Source organism: Empedobacter sp. UBA5987 (assembly GCF_002429865.1).
Classification (GTDB): domain Bacteria; phylum Bacteroidota; class Bacteroidia; order Flavobacteriales; family Weeksellaceae; genus Empedobacter; species Empedobacter falsenii_B.
The window spans coordinates 40,370-63,617 of sequence record NZ_DJBB01000015.1 but is presented as its reverse complement, the minus strand read 5'-3'; the positions used below and the strand labels follow the sequence as shown (position 1 = coordinate 63,617).

The window sequence follows — 23,248 nt, the reverse complement described above, 5'->3', positions numbered from 1 at the left end:
ACTTTTTTATTTTTGAAGTAATTGATTTAATTGCGCTGCTGCTTGTCCAACACGTGGTCCAAATCCAGAAACCAATTGACCATCCATCGCGATGATTTTTTTGTTTTTTCCTGCATTTGTAGAAGCTACACCTTCTAATTTTAGTACGCCGTCAACGCCACCAATACTTTCTAAGCCTTTGTCAAACATCAAAATATAATCAGGATTTGATTTTACAACTGCTTCTGGCGTTAATGGTTTGAAATCTTCAAATTCTGTAATGGCATTTTGTCCACCAGCAATTCCAATAATTTTTTCCATTGGTGTGTTTGTTCCAGCAACCATCAAGTTTCCTGCTCCACGAGCGTAAATGAACAATACTTTTGGTTTTGTAGCTAAAGCTTTTACAGCTTTTAAATCTGTATCAATTTTAGTGTTAATAGCATCAAAATCTTGTTTGTTTAGCGAAGTTGCAACTGTTTTTACTAACTCTTTCGTTCCTTCAACTGAATAATCTTGTTTGATAATTTCAGTTTGAATTCCAGCATTTTTTAGTTGTGCAATTTGTTCTGGATTCAAGTCTTTATCTGTCGCATATACTTTTGTTGGTTTCAAAGCCAATAAAGCCTCGATTGACAAAGAGCGAGTATGTCCCAAATCTGTCGCTTTTTCCTTTACAGAAGAAGGGTAGGTACTTGTTACATCAACACCAACAAGGTTATTTTCTTCTCCTAAATCAGCTAAAATTTCAGTAATTGCTCCATTTAAAGAAACAATTTTTTCGTTCGAAATTGTGTTCTCTGTTTTTACCTCTTCAGTCGATTCATTTTTTGCATCTTTATTCGTGCAGCTTGCTAATAAAGCTAATATTGCAGTGGAAATAAATAGTTTCTTCATTATTATTTGTATTAAGTCTAAATTAAAATACAAATATTAGGAAAAAGATTTAGTTAGGCAATATTTATTTAGAATAATTTAAAATAAATGTATGCAATTAAAATTAATTGATCTGTAAATATTGTTTTAGAGATAAAAGTAATTTGATAATAATCATAGAATTGGAGAGAATAATTGTTTTTTAGTTTGTAATAAAAAATCTAAATTAGTTTTTTTAATGTGGGAAGAAATGATGAAGATTGCAATTATTAGTGACATTCATGGAAATTTATTGGCTTTGAATGAAGTTTTAAAGGATATTAAGGATAAGAATATCAATCAAATTTATTGTTTAGGAGATTTAGTTGATTTTGCACCTTGGAGTAATGAAGTTATTTCTTTTTTTATCAAGAATAAAATTCCATGTTTATTAGGAAATCACGATGAGCGAATTGCGTTAGATTTACCTTTATTTCCGCTTTTACATCATGACGATATTGAAACTAAAAATAGATTTGAAGCGATTAATCATAGTAAAAGAACCATCAGTTTAGAACATAAAGAATGGTTAGGCAATTTACCTTATCAACTTGAATTGGTATTTAAAACTGGGAATTCGTTTAAGAAAATATTACTTGTTCATGCAAGTTTAGAGACCAATGACCAATATGTTTACGAAACCGATGATAAGCAAAAGATGTATTCTTATTTGAAAGATAAAAATATAGATGCTTTGGTGATGGGGCATACGCATCAATCTTATATTCAGCAGGTTTCGAATATTTTATTCATAAATAGTGGTTCTGTAGGCAGAAGCAAGGAAGATGATAGGAAAGCAACTTATACAATTCTAACTTTGGATGAGCAGAAGATTGAAGCTGAAATTATCAAGGTTGATTATCCAATAGATGAAGTTGCATCTGCTATTTATTCGAGCGATATTCCTGATTTTTATGGTGATTTTTTATTAAAGAAATAATCTTGGTTTTGATGCAATCAAGAATTTATAGAAGTGTCTTTTTTAAGAGGAATAATTAATTTGAAAATGAATATGATAATTCCAATGATTTGAATAATGGAAGCTAAAAATAACATCAAATTGGCAGAAATAATAAAGTAAAAATGTGTGATTTTACACATAATGCCAATAATAAATAGAATTGAACCAAGAAGGAAAACAATTAATGGAAATGCAAATTTCATACTTTTCTAAACTTTTAAAATTCCTCTAAAACCACGAGCTGCATAATACGATTGTGCGCCGTTGTGATAAATAAAAACAGTTCTGTAACGATAATCGCCAAATATAGCACCGCCTAATTCTTTAATTTTTTCAGGTGTTTTTAGCCAACTTGACGTTTTTTGATCGACAATTTCTACAGCTTGCAACAAACGATATTCTTCTTCGGTCAATAATTCAATTTTCATATTTTTTGCGACATCAATCGCATTATTTTTTGGTTGATGTTCTTTACGAGACGTCTGTCCTTCGTAATCATACGCCAAACTTCTACGCTCTTTCGGACTTTCAGCCGAACAATCTACAATATAATACTCATCTGTTTTATCCTCATAAAAAATAATATCAGGTTCACCACCAGTAATTTCCATTTGATGTAATGACCAAATCTTTTCCGGTTGATTAATGATTTTTTCTTCTATTTTTTGCCAATCTAAATTTAGATGTCAATGCATATTTTTCTCAAAAAGCTCTTTCAAAATTTGAATGCAGTTTTGTTGCTCTGCTGGAATTAGTCCGTTTTTTGTCATAGAATTTATTGTTTTGAGAAATTATTTTCTAACCAAATATATTTAAAAAACAGATGATTTTGGTAATTCATTTATCAAGAATAAGTTAATGATAAATGATTAATCTGAAAATTATATACATCATCTTCCAAATTGTATAATCTTTTGAAATGAAGTTGTACGAAATTTGTAACATAAGATTTTGTAAATTTAAGTGAATTAAATCGCTCAATTTCGAAGAATATATTATGGAAAATACAAGTAAATTATTTATAAAAAATATGGTTTGTCATCGCTGTAAAGTAGTGGTTGGACGAATTTTGAAGATGAATAACATCGAAACAAATCATATCGAATTGGGAGAAGTTGAATTGAAAAATCCGATAAATTCTGATCAATTAGAATTGGTTCGAAATGAATTGGAAGAGGTTGGTTTTGAATTAATCGATGATAAACGTAGCAAGTTGATTGAACAAATCAAAACATTGATTATTCAAGTTGTTCATCAAGAAAATAACGAACTGAAAGTCAATTTATCTGATTATTTGAGCGAACAAACGAAGTTAGATTATAAATATATTTCGAATCTTTTTTCGGAAATGGAAGGGCAAACAATTGAGAAATATTTTATTCAACAAAAGATCGAAAAAGTGAAAGAATTAATGATTTATGATGAATTATCATTGAGTGAAATTGCTTTTCAATTGAATTATTCGAGTGTGGCACATCTTAGTGCACAATTCAAAAAAGTAACTGGTTTGACGCCGTCTGTTTTCAAACAATTGAGCAAACATACGCGTCGACCAATTGATAAAATCTAAATTAAAAATCATGAAAAAATATAGTTTTTTAATCATCGGAAGTTTTCTTGCTTTTGCAGCAAATGCACAATTTAAAAATCAAGAAACCAAACAATTTCAAGTGCAAGGAAATTGTGCAAATGCAAAAGAATTAATTGAAAAAGCTGGTAATCAACCTCGAATTTCGAAAGTAGATTTTAATGCAACTACTCAAACGGCTTCGATTTCATATAATAAAGCAAAAACAAAATCGAACGAAATCTTGAAAAATATTGCGCTAGCAGGTTTTGATAACTCAGAGTATATGGCGCCTGATGAAGCTTATGCAAAATTGGAAAAAGATTGTCAATATTCTCGGGATAAAAAAATGTTGATGAACCTTCAAGAAATGGATCATTCTCATCATAATCAAACTGAAAATTCTCAACAAAAAAATCAATTATCACAAGTTTTTGATGCTTACTTTTCGTTGAAAGATGCCTTTGTAAAAGCAAATGAAAGTGAAATTTCAAAACAAATTACAGTATTTTCTCAATCACTTTCTACTGTAGAAATGGGTAAACTTTCGCATGAATCGCATATGGTTTGGATGGAAGTTTTGAATGATTTAGAAGCAACTTCGAAACAATTAGTTCAAGAAAAAAATATTGATAAACAACGTTCAAATTTTGCAAAATTATCACAATCAATGTACAAATTAGCTCAAAAAGCAAATCTTGGTTACACGGTTTATTATCAAAATTGTCCAATGTTTAATGGAGGTTCGAATTGGTTGAGTAAAGATTCGGATATTAAAAATCCATTTTACGGAAATATGATGTTGACATGTGGAAGCACAGTTGATAAATTGTAAACCAATTTAAAAAAAACATTTAAATGGAAAATCATCAAATGCACAAAAAATCGCCAGGTTATGCTTGTCCAATGCATCCAGAAGTGATCGGTAATCAAGGAGATAAATGCTCGAAATGCGGGATGTTTTTGGTAGAAATATCCGAAAATGCAACTACCGAAACCTTATCTAACGAGTCTAAATCAATTTCGGATTCGTGTTCACACAAAAAAGCGGAAATTGTTGTAGACGAATATTATTGTCCGATGCATTGCGAAGGTGATAAAACTTACGACAAACCTGGAGATTGTCCGGTTTGTGGAATGCATTTGATGAAAAAGGAAAATTTAGAAATTAATTCGACTGTCGATGAGGCTTCTTGTTCACATAAAAAACAAGAAGTAACAGAAACAATAAAGCACGATCACGCGAATTGCTCACATGCCCAACACAATACAAATGAAGTTACATCTGCAATAGCTCCTAAAAAAGCAAATTCTGGCGACGAATATTATTGTCCGATGCATTGCGAAGGTGATAAAACTTACGACAAACCTGGTAATTGTCCGGTTTGTGGAATGCATTTGATAAAAGAAGAAAAGTTGAACTTATCAAACGAATATACCTGTCCGATGCACCCCGAAATCATCAAAGATCAACCTGGTTTTTGTCCGATTTGTGGAATGGATCTAATTCCTATGGTACAAACTGATTCGACTGATGATGCCTATCATCATACCCGAAAAATGTTTTGGATTTCTATGGTGCTAACCGTTCCTATTTTCATTTTAGCAATGGGCGAAATGCTACCAGGTAACCCAATTGGCAAAATTGTGAGTCCTCAAATATCAGCTTATATTCAGTTTGCACTGTGTTTACCCATCATTTTTTATACATGTTGGTCATTTTTCCAACGAGCTTGGGTTTCTTTCAAAACATGGAATCTCAATATGTTCAGTTTAATCGGTTTGGGTGCTGGTGCTGGATTTTTGTATTCGGTAGTGGGCTTATTTTTTCCACATTTATTCCCTTCGGAGTTCAAAACGCATCACGGTCAAGTAGCGTTATATTTTGAGTCGGTAGCAGTGATTTTAACATTGGTAATGTTGGGACAAATGTTGGAGGCAAAAGCACATTCTAAAACCAATTCAGCCTTAAAAGAGTTGATTAAATTATCACCGAATGAAGCCTTTAGAATTGTTAATGGAAAAGAAGAAAAGGTAAGTATTGATCAAATTCAATTAGATGATATTCTGCGTGTAAAACCAGGGGATAAAGTTCCTGTTGATGGAATTATAACCGAAGGTTTTGCAGATATTGATGAAAGTATGATTTCGGGTGAACCAACTCCTGTTTCAAAAACGGTTGACGATGAAGTGGTTGCGGGAACAATAAATGGAAGTAAAACCTTTTTGATGAAAGCAACCAAAGTAGGTGGAGAAACTTTATTGGCCCAAATCATTGATATGGTGAATCAAGCAAGTAGAAGTCAAGCTCCGATTCAAAAAGTCGTTGATAAAATCTCCAAAATATTTGTACCTACTGTTATGGTTATTGCTTTAGTAACCTTCTTTGCATGGTGGATTTTTGGCAATGAAAATCGTGTGGCATTTGCCATTGCTAATGCTTTAGCGGTGTTGATAGTGGCTTGTCCATGCGCCCTTGGTTTGGCTACGCCAATGTCGGTGATGGTTGCAGTTGGTAAAGGTGCAAAAAATGGTGTTTTGGTAAAAAATGCCGAAGCTTTAGAGCGCTTGAACAAAGTAACAACTTTAACGATTGACAAAACAGGTACGATTACTGAGGGAAAACCTGCAGTGGTGAATATCATTCCGTTTGAAGGAGCAAATAAAAATGAAGTATTGCTTTTAGCAGCAAGTATGAACCAAAATAGTGGACATCCATTGGCGCAATCTTTTGTTCATGCGGCTGAAAAAGAAAGCTTGAACTTGCATTCGATTCAGAATTTTGAAGATTTAGCAGGTAAAGGAGTAAAAGGTTTGGTAGACGGAAAAGAAGTGTATTTGGGTAACGAAGGATTGATGACATTTGCAGGGCTTCAAGTACCAAAAGTGGATAGTACGAACACTCTATCTTTCTTGGGTGTAAACGGAAAAGTGTTGGCTGCATTTGAAATTTCTGACGAAATAAAAGTATCATCGAAAGAAGCAATTCATAAAATAAAAGCGCAAAAAGTAGATGTAATGATGCTGACGGGCGATAATGAGCAAACAGCTTTGAAAGTAGCTAAAGAAGTCGGTATTGAGCATTTTAAAGCGAAAGTTTTACCTCAAGAAAAACTGAATACGATCAAAGATTTGCAAGACAAACAACAAGTGGTTGCGATGGCGGGCGATGGAATAAACGATGCTCCTGCATTGGCACAAGCTGATGTTTCGATTGCGATGGGAACAGGAACCGATGTGGCTATTGAAAGTGCGGATATTACTTTATTGAAAGGTGATTTGATTGGCGTGTATAAAAGTATTGTATTGAGTCATAAAATGATGCGAAATATTAAAGAAAATTTAGTTTTTGCTTTTATCTATAATGTATTAGGGATTCCAGTTGCAGCAGGATTATTGTATCCATTTTTCGGAATTCTATTATCACCAATGGTGGCTGCAGCTGCGATGAGTTTGAGCTCTGTCTCTGTCATTTTAAATGCTGCTCGATTAAATAGAGCAAAAATTTAGGTTTAATATAAAAGTGAAAATTGATAAAAAATAAAAATTGAAATAATGAAAAATATAAAATCGATTGTTGGAATTTCTGTTTTAGCAACATTTTTTTTAGTGTCTTGTTCAAAGAAAGATGAAGAAAAATCATCGCCAGAAACTACTCATGTAGAGCATCAAGAAAATATGAATATGCAAATGTCTCCAAATACAGAAAACTTGGCTTACAATGTGGGAGATAAAGTTCCGAATAAGCAAGTTTGTATGGTGAACAACGCGTATATGGGCAAAAATCAGTTCGAAGTTCCTTATGACGGAAAAACCTATTATGGATGTTGTAATATGTGTGTAGAAAGAATTCCGAATGATGAAACTGCGCGTAAAGCAAAAGATCCTTTTACAGGAAAGGAAATTGATAAAGCGAATGCGTATATTGTTTTGAAAGATCAACAAGGAAATGTTGATTATTTCGAAAATGAGGAGAATTATAAGAAGTATAGTCAGTTATAATAAATCATTCTCATGAGGAAATTACTTTGTTTACTTTTTATTCCGTTGGTGATTGCTTTACAGGCACAAAAACGTGTTGAATACGATTTATATGTACGTGATACCATTGTTAATTTTTCAGGAAAAGAGAAAAGAGCGATTTCGGTAAATGGTCAAATTCCTATGCCAACTTTGGAGTTTACGGAAGGTGATACGGCTGTCATTCGTGTACATAATAAATTGAATGAAGATACTTCTTTGCATTGGCACGGCGTGTGGTTGCCGAATAAGGAAGATGGAGTTCCGATGTTGACGCAGATGGGGATTAAACCTGGTGAAACGTACACGTATTCGTTTCCGATTATTCAGAACGGGACGCATTGGTATCACAGTCATTCGGGTTATCAAGAACAAATCGGGATGTACGGTTCGATGATTTTGAAGAAACGCGAAAATGATCCTACGTTCCGAAAAGGAATTGATGATTTACCTACAATTCCTGTGATGTTGAGCGAATGGACAGATCTTAATCCAAAAAATATTCAGCGAATGTTGCATAATGCAAATGATTGGGCGGGAATCAAAAAAGGTTCTACGCAAAGTTATGCTGAAGCAATTCGAGAAGGTCATTTCAAAACAAAATTGACCAACGAATGGAAGCGTATGTTGGCGATGGATGTGAGCGATGTTTATTACGAAAAATTCTTGATAAATGCTCAGAATGAAAGTCAACTGAAACAATTCAAAGCAGGAGATAAAGTACGTTTACGCATTTCGAATGGTGGTGCATCAACTTATTTTTGGTTGCGTTATGCGGGTGGAAAAATTACGGTTGTAGCAAATGATGGAAACGACGTAGAACCTTTAGAGGTGGATCGTTTGATTATTGGTGTTTCCGAAACTTATGATATTGTAGTTACAGTTCCCGAAGGTGGTTTGTCGTATGAATTTCAAGCAACTTCTGAAGATAGAACAGGTTCGGCTTCATTGTTCATTGGTGAAGGAAAGAAACAATTGATGGAACCACTTCCGAAATTAAAATATTTCGAAGGAATGAAGATGATGAACGACATGATGAATATGGACGGAACAATGAACGATATGGGCATGAAAATGAGCTTGCAGCAAATGGACATGAATACGGTGATGTATCCTGAAATTTCTGGTGAATCGAAAAAGAAATCTAAAAAATTAAAGAAAGATTCGGTAGAAAAGCATCAAGAAATGAATCATTCAGAAATGGTTGAAATGGATCATTCTTCGCACGGAAATACATCCTCAAACATTACCACTTTAAATTACGGAATGCTAAAATCACCTGAAAACACAACACTTCCGAAAGATGCTCCAATAAAAGAAATGCGTTTCGAATTAACAGGAAATATGAATCGTTATGTGTGGAGTATGGATAACAAAGTGTTTTCGGAATCGGATAAAATTCCAGTCAAAAAAGGTGAGATTCTGCGTATTACCTTATATAACAATTCGATGATGCGTCACCCAATGCATTTACATGGTTTCGATTTTCGTGTCATTAATAAAAATGGTGAATATTCTCCGCTGAAAAACGTGTTGGATATTATGCCGATGGAAACAAATGTCATCGAATTTGAGGCAAATACAGAAGGTGATTGGTTTTTCCATTGTCATATTTTGTATCACATGATGGGCGGAATGAATCGCGTTTTTGAGGTTGGAGATTATCAAAATCCTAATTTACCAAATAAAAAACATGCTTATAAAATGTTGCAAATGGAAAGTAATATGAAGCATGTTATGGTAGAAAATGATTTCGCTACAAATGGTTTAGATGGTATGTTGATGGTGCAAGATGCACGTTGGGCTTTTACTTCGGAGTGGGGAATTGGTTACAAACCAGAACACGGTTATGAAGTAGAAACACATTTGGGACGTTTTATTGATCGAAATCAATGGTTTCAAGTTTTTGTAGGTTTTGATTGGAATCAACACAAAATGTTAACAGACCACGGAATTGTAGAAAAGAATATTTTTGGTCAAAAAACAGATAGAAACAAAGGATTATTCAGTGCTGGTTTTGTGTATAAATTACCAATGTTAATTGATTTTCAGACCGAAATTTATCAAACAGGAAAAGTTCGTTTGCAACTGATGAGAGAGGATATTCCAATTTCAAAACGAGTTCGCGCTGGTTTTATGTGGAATACAGATAAAGAATATATGGGCGAGTTGAGCTATATCTTGAACAGAAATATGCACATCAGAACTCATTACGATAGCGATATGGGATTCGGTGTAGGATTGAGGTTAGTTTATTAGAAATATAAATAGTATAAAACATAAAAAGCTTCGAGAATTTTCTTGAAGCTTTTTGTTTTTAGATGATGTTGAATGATTAATCCATCGCTTTCAGTTCATTTAAGAAATCAACAATATCTTGTCCAGAATAATCCGCCATTCCCATTGTTGTATGTGCAATATTTCCTTTCTTGTCTAAAATAACTGTTGTTGGTAACGAACCATTAAAAAACTCAGTAGGAATAGATGAATTTGGATAAACTACAGGCAACGATAAATTTTTACGTTCCATAAATTTTGCTACTTTATCACGTTTTCCTTCTACTTCAACCGTCAAAATAACGATTTCGTTATCATCTTTTACTTTATCATAAAGTTTTTGAATTGATGGCATTTCCGCGATACAAGGCGGACACCAAGTTGCCCAAAAATTCATGAATACAACTTTACCTTTCAAATCTTCCATATTGATTGCTTTTCCGTCAGCATACACCATTTCGAATGTATAATTTGCTTTAGATTTTGGTTGAGTTGTTGGTTCAACTTTTTCTAATTTCGGTTCAAATAAGCCTAATTTCATTAAACCTTGTTGCATCATTGCTTTTGCTTCTGGCACAAAAAGTAAGACCAAAGCCAGCGCACCTATGATAATTGTTGAATAATTTCTTTTTAACATTGCTATAAATTTGTTATTGTTTGTTCCCATTGTAATCCGCTTATATCGGTTAAAACTACTTTGTGAATTTTGTCTGAAATATCAAAATTCAGATTTGCTTTCGCTCCCAAAGGTAACACCAAACTGTGTTTGTTCGGTGTAACTTTTGCTACATAATAATTCGAAATTTGTTGTTTGTCCAAATTAGATAACTCTTTCATATCCAAACTTTCAATTATTTCATTTTGATGATTATGAAAATCAATTTGGATTAAAAAAGAGCCATAAACATCAGCGCCTTCTATTCGCATTACATCAAATGAAACCTTGTTTTGATATTGTTTCAAATTAGATATTTCTACTTTTGGTTTGACAGATTTATTGTGCAAAGTCCCGTAAACTCCACCATGAAAAACCTGATTTGTAAACAAAGTAACGAATAAAATAAAAAAACTAAGACCTACAAAATAAGGTCTATACTTTTTGATTGAAATTGAATTCCAGTTATTTTCTTGTTGAATAAATTGATTTTTATTAAAGAAATAATCCAACGAAATTTTTCCTGAACCAGCCTGAAATAGTGTAAAACCTCCAGCTAATCCTAAAACGCCAATTTGCCATTCATCTAAACAAGTTGTACCAATCCAGCCCGAACCAAGTAAAATTCCCATTGCCAAAAAGAAAACAGCAATACTCATGAAACGTGTTTTGTAACCAAGTATTAAAAGTAAGCCAACAACGCCTTCTACAATGGTGAAAATCCACATGTTCCAAAGTAACGCTTCAGGATTTTCGACTAAATATTGAATAAGTGATTTGATGAAAAGGGCATTTGGTAAAAAATGATTGAATTTTTCGCCAATATAACCCGCAGCTTCTGGATCGAGTTTATTTTCTAAAATTAAACGCCTCCAAAAGGCAGAAAAGTACGTCCAACCAATGACTAAACGTAACGCCAATACAGCATTACCCATTGATAAAACAGATTTATTTTGCATGAATTTTTATATAAGTGATTGAATATTGTTGTCTAAATTAATTAAGGAAATTAAGACATCAACGAATACTTCAATTGCTTATACAACAGATAAAAAGGTATTTTTGGTGATTGAATTTCATTCGAATCAATATCTTCTTCTATTAATGAAGAGCGTGCTAACCCAATGAAATGAATAGATGAATCTGGTAAATCAAAATTCGGAACATCAAGATTCTTTGTTGATTTTTTAATCGTTTCAAACTTAACAACAGAACATGAATTCGAATGATTTTGATTGATTTTGACTTGAGAAGTTTTTGTTTGATGAACATTTTCTACTTGCAAAATCGTATGAATAGAAGCTTTGATGCTACATGGCGTAAGTAGCACAAGAATCGAAGAGATAATTAAAATGAAACTTCTAAAATTCATGAAACGAAACTAATCATTAATTTTCAATAAAAACCAATTCACAATTAAACTTTAAGAAATTATTAGAATTTCTATCTTTGTCTTGATGAAAGAAAAACCACTATTTTTTGTTTTAATAATTCTGACACTTTTATTCTTTGTTTTGAGTTTAAGCGTTGGAAAAGTCTCGATTTCTTTCACCGAAATTTTTAATGTTTTTTCTGGTCATTCAGATGAAATGTTGCATAATCTTGTGCTTAATTTTCGTTTACCAAAATCATTAACTGCTTTATTGGTTGGTATTTCGTTACCAGTTTCAGGTTTTTTGATGCAAGAATTATTCAAGAATCCATTAGCAGAACCTTCTGTTTTGGGAATAACTTCGATGGCAAGTTTAGGCGTTGCGATTGTGATTTTTCTTTTTTCGATGATTGGTTTAGAAGAATTTCTCAATAATCCTTGGATTACAATTATAGCATCATTTTTGGGCGCAATTGTTGCCTTGTTCTTGGTGATTTCGTTATCATTTCGTGTCAAATCATCGGCATCTTTGGTGATTATCGGATTTATGATTGCAGGTTTAGCAGGTGCATTAATTGGTATGATGCAATATTTTGCTCCTTCCGATAAAATTAAAGCCTATTTAGTTTGGGGATTCGGTTCATTGAGCGGTTTATCGTGGGAACAATTAGGCGTTTTTGGTTTATTTGTTTTGAGTGGAATAATTGTTTCATTATTTACTTTACGAGGAATTACCGCCTTATTATTAGGCGAAAAATATGCACAATCTTTAGGAATTAATATCAAAAAATTACGTTTTACAATTTTAATTTCAACAGCATTGTTAACGGCATCAGCAACGGCTTTTGCAGGACCAATTAGCTTTATTGGATTGGCTGTGCCACATATTTGCAGAACATTGTTACGAACAGGTGATATGAAAATTTTATACCGATGGATTTTCGTTTCAGGAATATTTTTCATGTTATTATTTTCAATTTTAACAGAAGTTTTTCCGTTTGGAACGTTACCAATTAATATTATCACAGCGTTGTTTGGAGCTCCAATTGTCATTAGTATTTTGTTGAACAATAAAAACGAAGTGCGATGAAAAATACCATTTTAAAATTAGAGAATGTTTCAGTTGGATATGGTTCAAAAGAAATTGTTTCAGCTATAAATGCGACTATAAATTCGAATGAATTGATTGCTGTTTTAGGTAAAAATGGTGCAGGAAAATCAACATTGATTAATTCGATTTTAGGTTTTCAGAAAACACTGAATGGAGAAATTTATTTAGAAAATCATTCAATCAAAAAATTATCTTCTCAAGAAATTGCGCAGCAAATTGCAGTCGTTTTACCACGTTTGTCAGTTGTTCCAAAAATTAAAGTTTCGGAATTGGTTGCGATGGGACGTTTGCCTTATCACAAGGTTCTGAAAAAGATTTCTATTGAAGAACAAAACTTAATTGATGAGGTTTTGGAATTGGTTGGAATTTCGAATTTAGCGAATCAATTTGCGAATGAAATCAGTGAAGGTCAATTGCAATTGGTGATGATTGCGCGTGCGTTGTGTCAAGATGCGAAATTGGTTATTTTGGATGAGCCAACTTCTAATTTAGATTTAGCGAATCAATATCGTATTTTCAATTTGTTGAATGAATTAAAATTGAAAACAGATAAATCGTTTTTGATGATCACACACGAAGTTGATTTTGCATTGGAAAAAGCGGATAAAATTTGGTGGATTGAAAATGGAAACCTTTTTGAAAATATTCCAGAACAAATGGCTTTTGAGCATCAAATTATTCAAAAATTATCCAATCAAAATTTAACGTATGATGAAAAAAATAATCGCTTTTCAACACAAAAATCATTTTCAAAAACGATTGGTGTAAAAGGAAATTCGGAATTAGCTTTTTGGGTGAAAAATGCCTTAATTCGAAATGGAATTTCTGTAGAAAATAATGCGGAAAATCATATTGAAATCACAGAAAATAACATCATCTTTGAAGGAATAAAGTTTGAAACGATAGAAGAAATTGTAAATTTTGTACAACACTATGAAAAATATAATTGTAACGGGAGCGAGTAGAGGAATTGGTTTTGAATTGGCAAAACAACATTTGGAATTAGGAAATCGAGTGTTGACAGTCTCTCGAAATGTAGATAAATTGAAGGAATTAACAGCTTTTGCAAAAGAAAATCAATATCAGTTTATCGGTGTTGATTTGGCTAATTTTGATGAGATTTCAGATGTTTTGAAAGCTGTGGAATCTTGGAATAAAGTAGATGTTTTGTACAATAATGCGGGAGTTTGTATCAACAAACCATTTATAGAAATGCAACAAGAGGATTTGTTAACTTCTTGGCAGATTAATTTTATGGCACCTTATCGCTTGATACAAGTTTTGATGCCAAAATTTGATACATCTTCTCATGTAGTTAATATTTCGACAATGGGAGCTGTACAAGGTTCGGTGAAATTTCCTGGTTTGTCTGTTTATTCGTCTTCAAAATCTGCAACGGTTAATTTGACTGAATTGTTAGCAGAAGAATTAAATGAACTTGGTCCAAGAATAAACGCAGTAGCGTTAGGAGCGGTGCAAACAGAAATGTTAGAAGAAGCGTTTCCGGGATATATTGCGCCTTTACAACCAGATGAAATGGCCGAATATTTGGTCGATTTTGGATTAAACGGTTGGAAATATTTTAACGGAAAAATTCAACAAGCTTCTATTTCTACGCCATAAAAAAACGTAATAAGAATCTATATAGAAGATGTAATCTGCATAAAAAAATAAGTTTTTATGCAGATTTTTTTATTTGAAATTAATGGAATGTCCTTAAAACTAAAACCTTATTTTTGTAGTATGCATATTTTAGTAGTAGAAGATGATCAAAGAATGTCTGAATTAATTCGAAGAGGATTAATAGAAAATGGATTCGAAGTTACTGTAGTTTATGATGGTGAAATGGCACTTAAATTAGCTCTTCGCGAAGAGTATGATTTAATTGTATCTGACATAATTTTACCTAAATTAAGTGGATTAGATTTTTGTCAAGAAATCAAAAAGCAGAAACCTTTTCTTCCTATTATTATGTTAACAGCTCTTGGAACAACAGATGATAAAGTAGAAGGGTTTGATGCTGGTGCAGATGATTATATGGTGAAACCTTTTGAAATGCGAGAACTTGTTGCTAGAATAGGGGTTTTATCAAAAAGAAATTTTAATCATAATTCACAATCCTTTTTATTAAAATATGATACTTTAGAGATGAATCTTCATACTAAAATTATAAAAAGAGAAGAAAAAGAAATTGATTTAACTCCTAAAGAATTTCGATTGCTTCAATATATGTTAGAAAACAAAGAACGAGTTTTGTCTAGAAATGAAATTGCAGAAAATGTTTGGGACACACATTTTGATACAGGAACTAATTTTATTGATGTTTATATAAATTATTTAAGAAATAAAATTGATAAACATTTTTCTACAAAACTAATTCACACAAAAACAGGTCAGGGATTTATATTTAAGAAAGATGAAAATAAGAGTTAGACTGACTATTTTATTCACTTTGCTTACAGCTGCAATACTTTTCTTTTTTGCTTTTATTATTTATTATTCTGCTAAAAAAGATAGAGAAAAAGAGTTTTTTGAATTATTGAAAAAAGAAGCAATTACAAAATCAAATCTTTTTCTTAAAGCTAAAGTTCCTTCAGAAGTTTTACATAATATTTATCATAATAATAGACAAACAATCAATGAAGTAGAAGTTGCGGTTTATAATCAAAACAAAAAACTACTTTATCATGATGCTGTTGAAATAGATTTTGTAAAAGAAACTGACGAATTATTTGATGAAATACAACAAAAAGGATTTGTAATTTTTTATCAAGATAAATGGCAAGTAGTTGGAATGAATTATGTTGTAGATGGCAATCATTACATTGTAACAGCGGCTGCTTTAGACGAATATGGATACAGTAAAATAAATAATTTATTGAAAAACATCATACTGATTTATATTTTTTCTTTGCTATTAATTATTTTGTCTGCTTTCTTTTTTACTAATAAAGCAATCAATCCAGTTAAAGAAATAACAAATAAAGCTAAACAAATTTCTGCTTCGAATTTAGATTTGAGAATTGAATTGAAATCAAAAGGAGATGAATTAGCAGAATTAACAACAACAATTAATCAAATGTTGCAACGATTAGAAAACTCTTTTGATGCACAAAAAAACTTTGTTTCTAATATTGCGCATGAACTTCGTACACCTTTGGCGGCAATTATAACAGAGTTAGAAATGGCTTTAGATAAAGAGCATACTAACGAAGAATATCAACAGTTAATCCAATTTGCATTGAATGATACGAAAAGAATTGTTCGTCTTTCAAATAGTTTACTTGATATGGCAAAAGCAAGTTATGATCCTTCTGAAATAAATTTTAAAACGATTCGGATTGATGAAATACTTTTAGATTCTGTTGCGCAAATTCAAAAAAGCAATAAAGAGTATAAAGTAGATTTAAACTTTATTAGAATACCAGAAGAAGAAAATGAAATTGAAGTTATAGGAAACGAGTATTTATTAAAGGTTGCTTTTACTAATTTAATAGAGAATGCTTGCAAATATTCAATTAATAATAGTTGTATTGTTCAAGTTGACTTTGATGATAAAGAAGTGAAAATTAATTTTATTAATAAAGGAGATAAAATTGATCAAGAAGAATTAGCATTGATTTTTAAACCTTTTTTTAGAAGTGATAAACATAAAAATATTCAAGGACAAGGAATAGGATTACCTTTAACAAAGAAAATTGTCGATTTACATGATGCTCGTTTAGAATTATATTCTGAAGAAGGAAAAGAGACTATTTTTCAGATCGTATTGAAGAAGTCATAATAAAACTTAAATCATTAAAAAAAAAATAATGGAAGCCTGCTATTTAGCAGGCTTTTTTTGTTCTAATAAAATTCTAATATTCTTCTAAAGGGTTTCTAACAGCAGTAGCTTTTGATGTATTGTAAATTTGCACCAGAAAAAAATATAATGGAAACAGATTCCCAATTTGTCAAACAATAAACCTAAGATTCATTTATAACTGCTTTTGAGATAATTGAAATTTTGGTTTGTCTTAAAAAAGGAAATAAAATGAATTTAATGAATTTTACAATGCAGTTAGGATTAGCTTTTCTATTAGGAGCTGCAATAGGTTTAGAGCGAGAATATCGTCAAAAAAGTGCTGGATTAAGAACAAATACTTTAGTATGTGTGGGTTCAGCAGCGTTTATATTAATGTCTTATTCTATCGGAGGTGATGCAGTAGGACGAATAGCTTCATATGTTATCAGCGGAATAGGTTTTTTAGGCGCTGGAGTAATCATGAAAGATGGATTAAGTGTAAGAGGATTGAATACTGCCGCTACCATTTGGTGTTCAGCAGCAATTGGGTTATTTGTCGGTTCAGGACTTTCAATAGAAGCAGTTATACTTACTTCAATTATAATGTTAGCGCATCTACTATTAAGACCAATTAGCAATCACATTTATCGTTATTCTTTCAAAAATAAAAACCACAAGGATACTGAATATTTATTGGTAATAAAATGTAGAAATGATGTAGAAAATCATTTGAGAGTATTACTAATGCGATCAATAGAGAATAATGAAAATCTTATGATGAAGTCTCTTTCAAGTGATGATGATTTAATAAATGATTCTGTAATGATTTCAGCAGAAATATCAGCTTTAAATCAACAAGATAGTCTTTTAGAAAAAATAGCAAGTCGATTAACAATTGAAAAAGATGTCCAGAAAATTCGTTGGGAAATTATAAGTAACGAAGTGTAAAAATAATAAACAGTAATAAGAATATACAGAAAAAATATCTCATGAAAATAACAAGATTAACTCATTTTATACTGCTTTTAGTAGGAAGTGCAATGTTTTTGACGAATAGTTGTAAAAATAAAACAGATCAAACTGATAATCCAGATTTTTATTGGGTAAATAATGAAATAGAATTATCAGAAAATTCTCCAATAGAATCTAAATTGAAATTAGAAACATCAAAACTTCAAACGATAGAATCGGAGTTAAGTTCGACAGGAGTTGTAAAAGCAATTCCTGAACGATTTGCTCAGGTAGCATCGCCTTTTGCAGGACGCATAGTAAAATCTTTCGTCACATTGGGACAGTATGTGAAAAAAGGCTCTCCCATTTTTGAAATAAAATCTTCAGAATATTTTTCAGCTCAGCAAGAATATTTTTCAGCTCAGCAAGAGTTAAAACAAGCAGAAATGAATTTGAAACGTCAAAAAGATTTATACAATCATGCTGTAGGTGTAAAAAGAGAATTAGAGGAGGCTGAGACAGATTACAAGTTAAAGAAAATAGCAACAGATCAAACTGCTGCATCATTGAAAGTTTTTAATTCATCTTCTAGAGTAGGAATGGGGCAATCTTTAATTGTTCGGTCTCCTATTTATGGACGAGTTGTAAGCAGCGATTTAGTTGTTGGTCAATTCATAAAAGAAGATCATGAAGCTTTAGTTACAGTAGCAGAATTATCAAAGGTATGGATTTCGGCACAAGTAAAAGAACATAATTTAGGCTTCTTAGAAGAGTTAAAAAATATAACATTTACAGTTGATGCTTTTCCATCAAAAATATTCGAAGGAAAAGTAATTAATATAGGACAATTGCTAAATGAAGAAACGAGGAGTGTTGATGTGCTTATAGAAACGAATAATAATCAATTTGTTTTAAAACCAGGAATGTATGTTAACGTAACATTGAATAGTCTAGATAAAGAAGAGATAATCCTTCCTGCAAAAGCTGTTTTTCAAGAAAAAGAAAATCAATATGTTTTTGTGAAAATAGGTGATAGAAAATATCGAAAAGCAAAAGTAAAAGCAATTGGAACTTCAGAAAATAACGATTTTGTTCGTGTTACAGATGGTTTAAAAGTAGGAGAAAGAGTAGTGATTGAAGGAGGTATTTTTTTAATGGGAGCAAAATAAATAAGCTATTGTGATGAATAAACTAATAGAAATGGCGATTGCCAAAAAATGGTTAATGGTAGCTTTGTTTTCTTTGGCTGCATTATTTGGATATTATTCTTGGAAACAATTATCTATCGAAGCTTATCCTGATATCGCTGATGTAACTTCGCAAGTAGTAACTCAAGTTCCTGGGTTGGCTGCGGAAGAAGTAGAACAACAAATAACAATTCCAATAGAAAGAGAGCTAAATGGTTTACCAGGTATGCATGTTATGCGTAGCAAAAGTACATTTGGATTATCTATAATTACGATTGTATTTAAAGATGGAGTAGATGATTATTGGGCTCGTATGAGAATTCAAGAACGATTGAATGATATTGAGTTGCCGTATGGAGCTGAACCAGGATTAGATCCTTTAACATCTCCTATTGGAGAAGTATTTCGTTATATTATTGAAAGTGATACAAAGAGTTTAAGAGAATTAACAGATTTACAACGCTTTGTTATTGTACCAAGAATTAATCAAGTTTCAGGAGTTGCAGAAGTAACAAATTTTGGAGGAATTACAACGCAATATCAAATAGAAATAGATCCAAATAAATTAACTCAGTATGATGTTTCGTTAAATGATATTGTAGAAACAATAGAAAAAAATAACATTAATGCAGGAGGAAGTACATTACCTCAAGGAGATATAGGATATGTGATTAGAGGAATAGGTCTTGTAAAAGATTTAGAAGATTTTGGTAAGATTGTTATTAAATCAGAAAAAGGTGTACCTGTTTTATTATCAGATATAGGCGAATTAAAATATGGAAACTTAGAGCGAAAAGGAATTTTAGGTTATAGCGATAAAAGCCGAAATCATAGTGACGGAATTGAAGGGATAGTTCTATTGTTAAAAGGAGAAGATACTTCTGTAGTTTTAGAAGGTATTCATGAAGCTGTAGATGAATTGAATAATGATTTGTTGCCAAAAGATGTAAAAATACATGCATTTTTAGATCGTACAGATTTAGTCGATACAACACTTAATACTGTTTCGTACACATTAATGGAAGGTATTTGTTTAGTCGTTATTGTACTTATTGTATTTCTTGGAAGTTGGAGAGGAGCTCTTCTAGTAGCTATAACAATTCCTATTTCATTGCTTATAGCATTTATATTAATGCATTTTACATCCATTCCAGCTAATTTACTTTCGTTAGGAGCTATAGATTTCGGAATTATTGTAGATGGAGCTATTGTGATGATGGAAACCGTTTTGAAAAAAAGAGAGGAAAATCCTAAAGAAGAATTAAAGGAGAAAACTATTTCAACGGTTGCAAAGCAAGTAGCAAAACCAATATTTTTTGCAACACTAATTATTATAACAGCTTATTTACCATTGTTCGCTTTTGAAAGAGTAGAACGTAAACTTTTTACTCCGATGGCTTTTACTGTTGGTTATGCATTACTTGGAGCTTTATCAGTTGCACTTTTATTAATCCCAGGATTAGCATTTGTAATGTATAAAAAACCAAGAAAAATTTATCATAATAAATGGTTGGAAAAGCTGACGAAATCTTATTCAAAGGTTATCAAAAAAATAATTGCTAAACCCAAAAAAGTTATTCTACCATTACTTCTAATTCTTGCTAGCGCGACAGTATTATCTATTTCTGTTGGAAAAGATTTTTTACCAACATTAGACGAAGGTTCTATTTGGTTACAAGTAGAATTACCTCCAGGATTATCGGTAGAGAAGTCAAAAGAAATGAGCGATGTATTGAGAGAACATACAATGAAATATGACGAAGTTACCTATGTAATGGTTCAAGCTGGTAGAAATGATGACGGAACAGATCCATGGACAGCATCTCATTTTGAAGTTTCAATAGGACTGAAACCATATAAAGAATGGCCTAGAGGAAAAACGAAGAATGATTTGATTCGAGAATTAGAATCAGAGTATGCTAGTATGCCAGGATATACAGTTGGTTTTTCACAACCAATGATTGATGGCGTTATGGATAAAATTTCAGGAGCACATAGTGAGTTGGCTGTAAAAATATATGGGAAAGATTTTACTGAAACACGTAAAATAACTGAGAATATCATGAAAGAATTAAAAATGGTAAAAGGAGCAGTTGATGTATCAATAGATCAAGAACCACCTTTACCTCAACTTCAAATTCATGCTAATCGAGATAAAATTGCACAATATGGATTGAATGTTTCTGATGTTTCAGAATTAATAGAAGTCGCAATTGGAGGAAAAGCTATTTCTCAAATATTTTCAGATGATAGAGTATATGATTTTACTTGTAGATATAAAGAAGATAGTAGAAATACACCAGAAAAAATACGAAAATTAACTTTGACAAATGTAGATGGTGTAAAAATACCATTAGCGCAAGTTGCCGATGTAAAACTAAATACAGGAGAAAGTACAATTACGCGTGAAATGAATAAACGTCATTTGACAATAAAACTGAATTTGAGAGACCGCGATTTAAGTTCTTTCCTAAAAGAAGCCCAAAATAAAATAGAACTAAATATTGATTATGATCATAGTCAATATCATATTAAATGGAGTGGACAGTTTGAAAATCAAGACAGAGCTTATAAAAGACTTTCAGTTATTATTCCAATTGCAATATTAGTCATGTTTATACTTTTATATGCAGCATTCGGTAAATTGAGACAAGCTTTGCTTTTAATAGGAATTATTCCTTTGGCGATATTCGGTGGAATGTTAGCTTTAAATGTAAGAGGAATGACGTTGAATGTATCTTCAGCAGTTGGTTTTATTGCATTATTCGGAGTTGCAATTCAGAATGGAGTGATTATGATTTCTCAAATCAATTTACTGAAAAATAAAGGAATGGAACTTTCTCAAGCTGTTATAGAAGGAACAAAAAATCGTTTCAGACCTGTTTTGATGACAGCTACAGTTGCGATTCTAGGATTATTACCAGCTTCATTAGCAACAGGAATAGGATCAGATGTTCAACGTCCATTAGCAACGGTTATCGTATACGGATTATTATTCTCAACAATCATTACACTTTTTGCCCTTCCAGCTTTGTATTATATGATCGAAAAGAAATGGGGAAAAGATTCAGTAGAAAAATCAGTTAATCAAAAACAAGATTAAAATGAAAAAATATTGGTTATTAGTTGTGTGTAGTTTATTTATAGTAAATACTAAATTAATTGCTCAAATAACAAATGAAAGAGAATTAGATTATAAAAAATTTATAGAAACAGTTCAGGCAAACAATATTTCTTATACAGCAGAACGCTTTAATGTAGATATTGCCGAAACAGAAATTTTAAGTGCAAAAGCATTTACGGATCCCGAACTTCAATTTGAATATTTTGATAATGGAGAAGCCAAAAGAAAAATGGGACTTGGATATTCAGCGGAAGTTGGATGGGTTTTAGAATTAGGAGGAAAAAGAAAAGCTCGAATTAATTTAGCTAAAAGTGAATTTGAATTAACGAAATTAATTCTTTTAGATTATTTCAAAAACTTGAAAGCAGATGCAACATTAGGATTTCTTCAAACAATCTATCAGAAAGAAATGTTGAATGTAAAAGAGAATTCTTATAACATGATGAATCAGTTAGCAAATTCGGATGAAATAAGATTCAAATTAGGAGAGATTTCTGAAACTGATGCAAGACAAAGTCGATTAGAAACTCAGTCATTAAAAAATGAAATAATACAAGCAGAAACAGATTTTGCTACATCAAAAATTCGATTATCAACTTTTATGGGAATTGATCAATATGCAGATTTATTTTCTACAGTAGGAGATTTGAAAACGTTTCAACGTGATTTTGATTTAATCAATTTGACTGAAATGGCTTTAAGTAATCGAACTGATTTATTAGTTGCCTTGCAAAGTAAAGATGTTAGTCAAAGAATGATTGAGTTAGCCAAAGCAAATCGTGTAATAGATTTGGGACTGATTTTAGGATTAGAGCATTCAACAGCTGTTAGAAATTTGATAGCAGAAACTCCTCAGTTCACACAAATTAAAGGAGGAGTAAATATTCCATTGAAATTTTCTAATAAATATAATAATGAATTGAAGGTTGCTAAAATGCAATTTAAACAAGAGGAGCTAAATTATAAACAAATAGAATTAGAGATTAAATCTCAAGTAAAAGAAGCATATGAGTTGTATGAAGGTTATAAAAAACAGTTGAAACAATTTGATATTGAAATATTAAAAAATGCGAATTTAATATTAGAGGCTAAAAAATACAGTTACAAAAGAGGAAATTCGTCTTTGTTAGAGGTTCTAGACGCTCAACGTACTTATAATGAAACTCAAAATCAATATTTGGAAACTCTTTATAATTGTGCTTCAGGTCTTATTGACTTAGAAAGAGTAGTAGGAATTTGGGATATTGATTTTTAAATCTTTACTAACTCTAAAGATTTATGAATTATATTCGTGATGATTTTTCAATTAAATGTCTAGGACATATTTCAACGGAAAAATTTAATA

19 protein-coding genes and 1 pseudogene are annotated in these 23,248 nt (G+C 31.6%); 15 read left to right on the top strand and 5 right to left on the bottom strand.

The window, feature by feature from the left end:
* Window positions 1-6 precede the first annotated feature (6 nt).
* Window positions 7-876, bottom strand: coding sequence for a heme/hemin ABC transporter substrate-binding protein (locus tag B3J26_RS02475; RefSeq protein ID WP_291073075.1), 870 nt, complete (start codon window positions 874-876; stop codon window positions 7-9).
* Window positions 877-1,105: 229 nt separating this feature from the next.
* Between B3J26_RS02475 and B3J26_RS02470 the strand changes: the two genes are divergently transcribed.
* The gene (locus B3J26_RS02470; RefSeq protein ID WP_291073072.1) at window positions 1,106-1,834 is read left to right on the top strand and encodes a metallophosphoesterase family protein; all 729 of its coding nucleotides are present in this window, start codon (window positions 1,106-1,108) and stop codon (window positions 1,832-1,834) included.
* 230 nt (window positions 1,835-2,064) lie between these two features.
* Here the strand turns inward: B3J26_RS02470 and B3J26_RS02465 are convergent.
* Window positions 2,065-2,529, bottom strand: a pseudogene (locus tag B3J26_RS02465) (DUF4256 domain-containing protein); the annotation flags it as partial.
* Between the two features lie 323 nt (window positions 2,530-2,852).
* Between B3J26_RS02465 and B3J26_RS02460 the strand changes: the two are divergent.
* The 5 genes from B3J26_RS02460 to B3J26_RS02440 are packed head-to-tail and all read left to right on the top strand — an operon-like array spanning window position 2,853 to window position 9,701.
* Window positions 2,853-3,425, top strand: coding sequence for a helix-turn-helix domain-containing protein (locus tag B3J26_RS02460; RefSeq protein WP_291073070.1), 573 nt, complete (start codon window positions 2,853-2,855; stop codon window positions 3,423-3,425).
* A gap of 10 nt (window positions 3,426-3,435) precedes the next feature.
* Window positions 3,436-4,257, top strand: a complete 822-nt coding sequence (locus B3J26_RS02455; protein ID WP_291073069.1) for a DUF3347 domain-containing protein — start codon at window positions 3,436-3,438, stop codon at window positions 4,255-4,257.
* A gap of 23 nt (window positions 4,258-4,280) precedes the next feature.
* Entirely contained in the window at window positions 4,281-6,932 is a 2,652-nt protein-coding gene (locus B3J26_RS02450) for a copper-transporting P-type ATPase (RefSeq protein WP_280051323.1), read from the top strand.
* A 45-nt stretch (window positions 6,933-6,977) separates the two neighbouring features.
* Window positions 6,978-7,424, top strand: a complete 447-nt coding sequence (locus B3J26_RS02445) for a hypothetical protein (RefSeq protein WP_280051322.1) — start codon at window positions 6,978-6,980, stop codon at window positions 7,422-7,424.
* Between the two features lie 12 nt (window positions 7,425-7,436).
* The gene (locus B3J26_RS02440; RefSeq protein WP_291073066.1) at window positions 7,437-9,701 is read left to right on the top strand and encodes a multicopper oxidase domain-containing protein; all 2,265 of its coding nucleotides are present in this window, start codon (window positions 7,437-7,439) and stop codon (window positions 9,699-9,701) included.
* 76 nt (window positions 9,702-9,777) lie between these two features.
* Here B3J26_RS02440 and B3J26_RS02435 read toward each other — a convergent pair whose 3' ends face one another.
* From B3J26_RS02435 to B3J26_RS02425, 3 genes are read right to left on the bottom strand one after another with little or no spacing between them, the layout of a single operon-like run.
* Window positions 9,778-10,356 carry a TlpA family protein disulfide reductase gene (locus tag B3J26_RS02435; protein WP_260392418.1) on the bottom strand — a complete coding sequence of 193 codons (579 nt, stop codon included), beginning with the start codon at window positions 10,354-10,356 and terminating at the stop codon, window positions 9,778-9,780.
* A 2-nt stretch (window positions 10,357-10,358) separates the two neighbouring features.
* Entirely contained in the window at window positions 10,359-11,333 is a 975-nt protein-coding gene (locus B3J26_RS02430; protein ID WP_291073063.1) for a TQO small subunit DoxD, read from the bottom strand.
* A 50-nt stretch (window positions 11,334-11,383) separates the two neighbouring features.
* A complete protein-coding gene (locus B3J26_RS02425) occupies window positions 11,384-11,746 on the bottom strand; it encodes a hypothetical protein (protein ID WP_291073061.1) in 363 nt (120 codons plus the stop codon).
* 85 nt (window positions 11,747-11,831) lie between these two features.
* Between B3J26_RS02425 and B3J26_RS02420 the strand changes: the two genes are divergently transcribed.
* The 9 genes from B3J26_RS02420 to B3J26_RS02380 all read left to right on the top strand — a co-directional run bounded on the left by B3J26_RS02420 (window position 11,832) and on the right by B3J26_RS02380 (window position 23,158).
* Entirely contained in the window at window positions 11,832-12,836 is a 1,005-nt protein-coding gene (locus B3J26_RS02420) for a FecCD family ABC transporter permease (protein ID WP_291073059.1), read from the top strand.
* Window positions 12,833-13,822, top strand: a complete 990-nt coding sequence (locus B3J26_RS02415) for an ABC transporter ATP-binding protein (RefSeq protein ID WP_291073057.1) — start codon at window positions 12,833-12,835, stop codon at window positions 13,820-13,822. The genes B3J26_RS02420 and B3J26_RS02415 overlap by 4 nt, the downstream gene beginning before the upstream one ends.
* Window positions 13,791-14,480, top strand: a complete 690-nt coding sequence (locus B3J26_RS02410; RefSeq protein ID WP_114999363.1) for an SDR family NAD(P)-dependent oxidoreductase — start codon at window positions 13,791-13,793, stop codon at window positions 14,478-14,480. The genes B3J26_RS02415 and B3J26_RS02410 overlap by 32 nt, the downstream gene beginning before the upstream one ends.
* A gap of 120 nt (window positions 14,481-14,600) precedes the next feature.
* A complete protein-coding gene (locus tag B3J26_RS02405) occupies window positions 14,601-15,290 on the top strand; it encodes a response regulator transcription factor (RefSeq protein ID WP_114999365.1) in 690 nt (229 codons plus the stop codon).
* On the top strand, window positions 15,274-16,641 hold the full coding sequence (locus B3J26_RS02400) for a HAMP domain-containing sensor histidine kinase (protein ID WP_291073055.1): 1,368 nt from the start codon (window positions 15,274-15,276) through the stop codon (window positions 16,639-16,641). Before B3J26_RS02405 ends, B3J26_RS02400 begins: the two co-directional genes overlap by 17 nt.
* Before the next feature lie 249 nt (window positions 16,642-16,890).
* Entirely contained in the window at window positions 16,891-17,589 is a 699-nt protein-coding gene (locus B3J26_RS02395; RefSeq protein ID WP_219034440.1) for an MgtC/SapB family protein, read from the top strand.
* A 41-nt stretch (window positions 17,590-17,630) separates the two neighbouring features.
* Window positions 17,631-18,761: an efflux RND transporter periplasmic adaptor subunit gene (locus tag B3J26_RS02390; protein WP_291073053.1), complete on the top strand. Its 1,131-nt coding sequence runs from the start codon at window positions 17,631-17,633 to the stop codon at window positions 18,759-18,761.
* A gap of 13 nt (window positions 18,762-18,774) precedes the next feature.
* A complete protein-coding gene (locus B3J26_RS02385; RefSeq protein WP_291073051.1) occupies window positions 18,775-21,882 on the top strand; it encodes an efflux RND transporter permease subunit in 3,108 nt (1,035 codons plus the stop codon).
* A gap of 1 nt (window position 21,883) precedes the next feature.
* Complete coding sequence (locus B3J26_RS02380) at window positions 21,884-23,158, top strand: TolC family protein (protein WP_291073049.1); 1,275 nt, start codon at window positions 21,884-21,886, stop codon at window positions 23,156-23,158.
* Window positions 23,159-23,248: the final 90 nt, after the last annotated feature.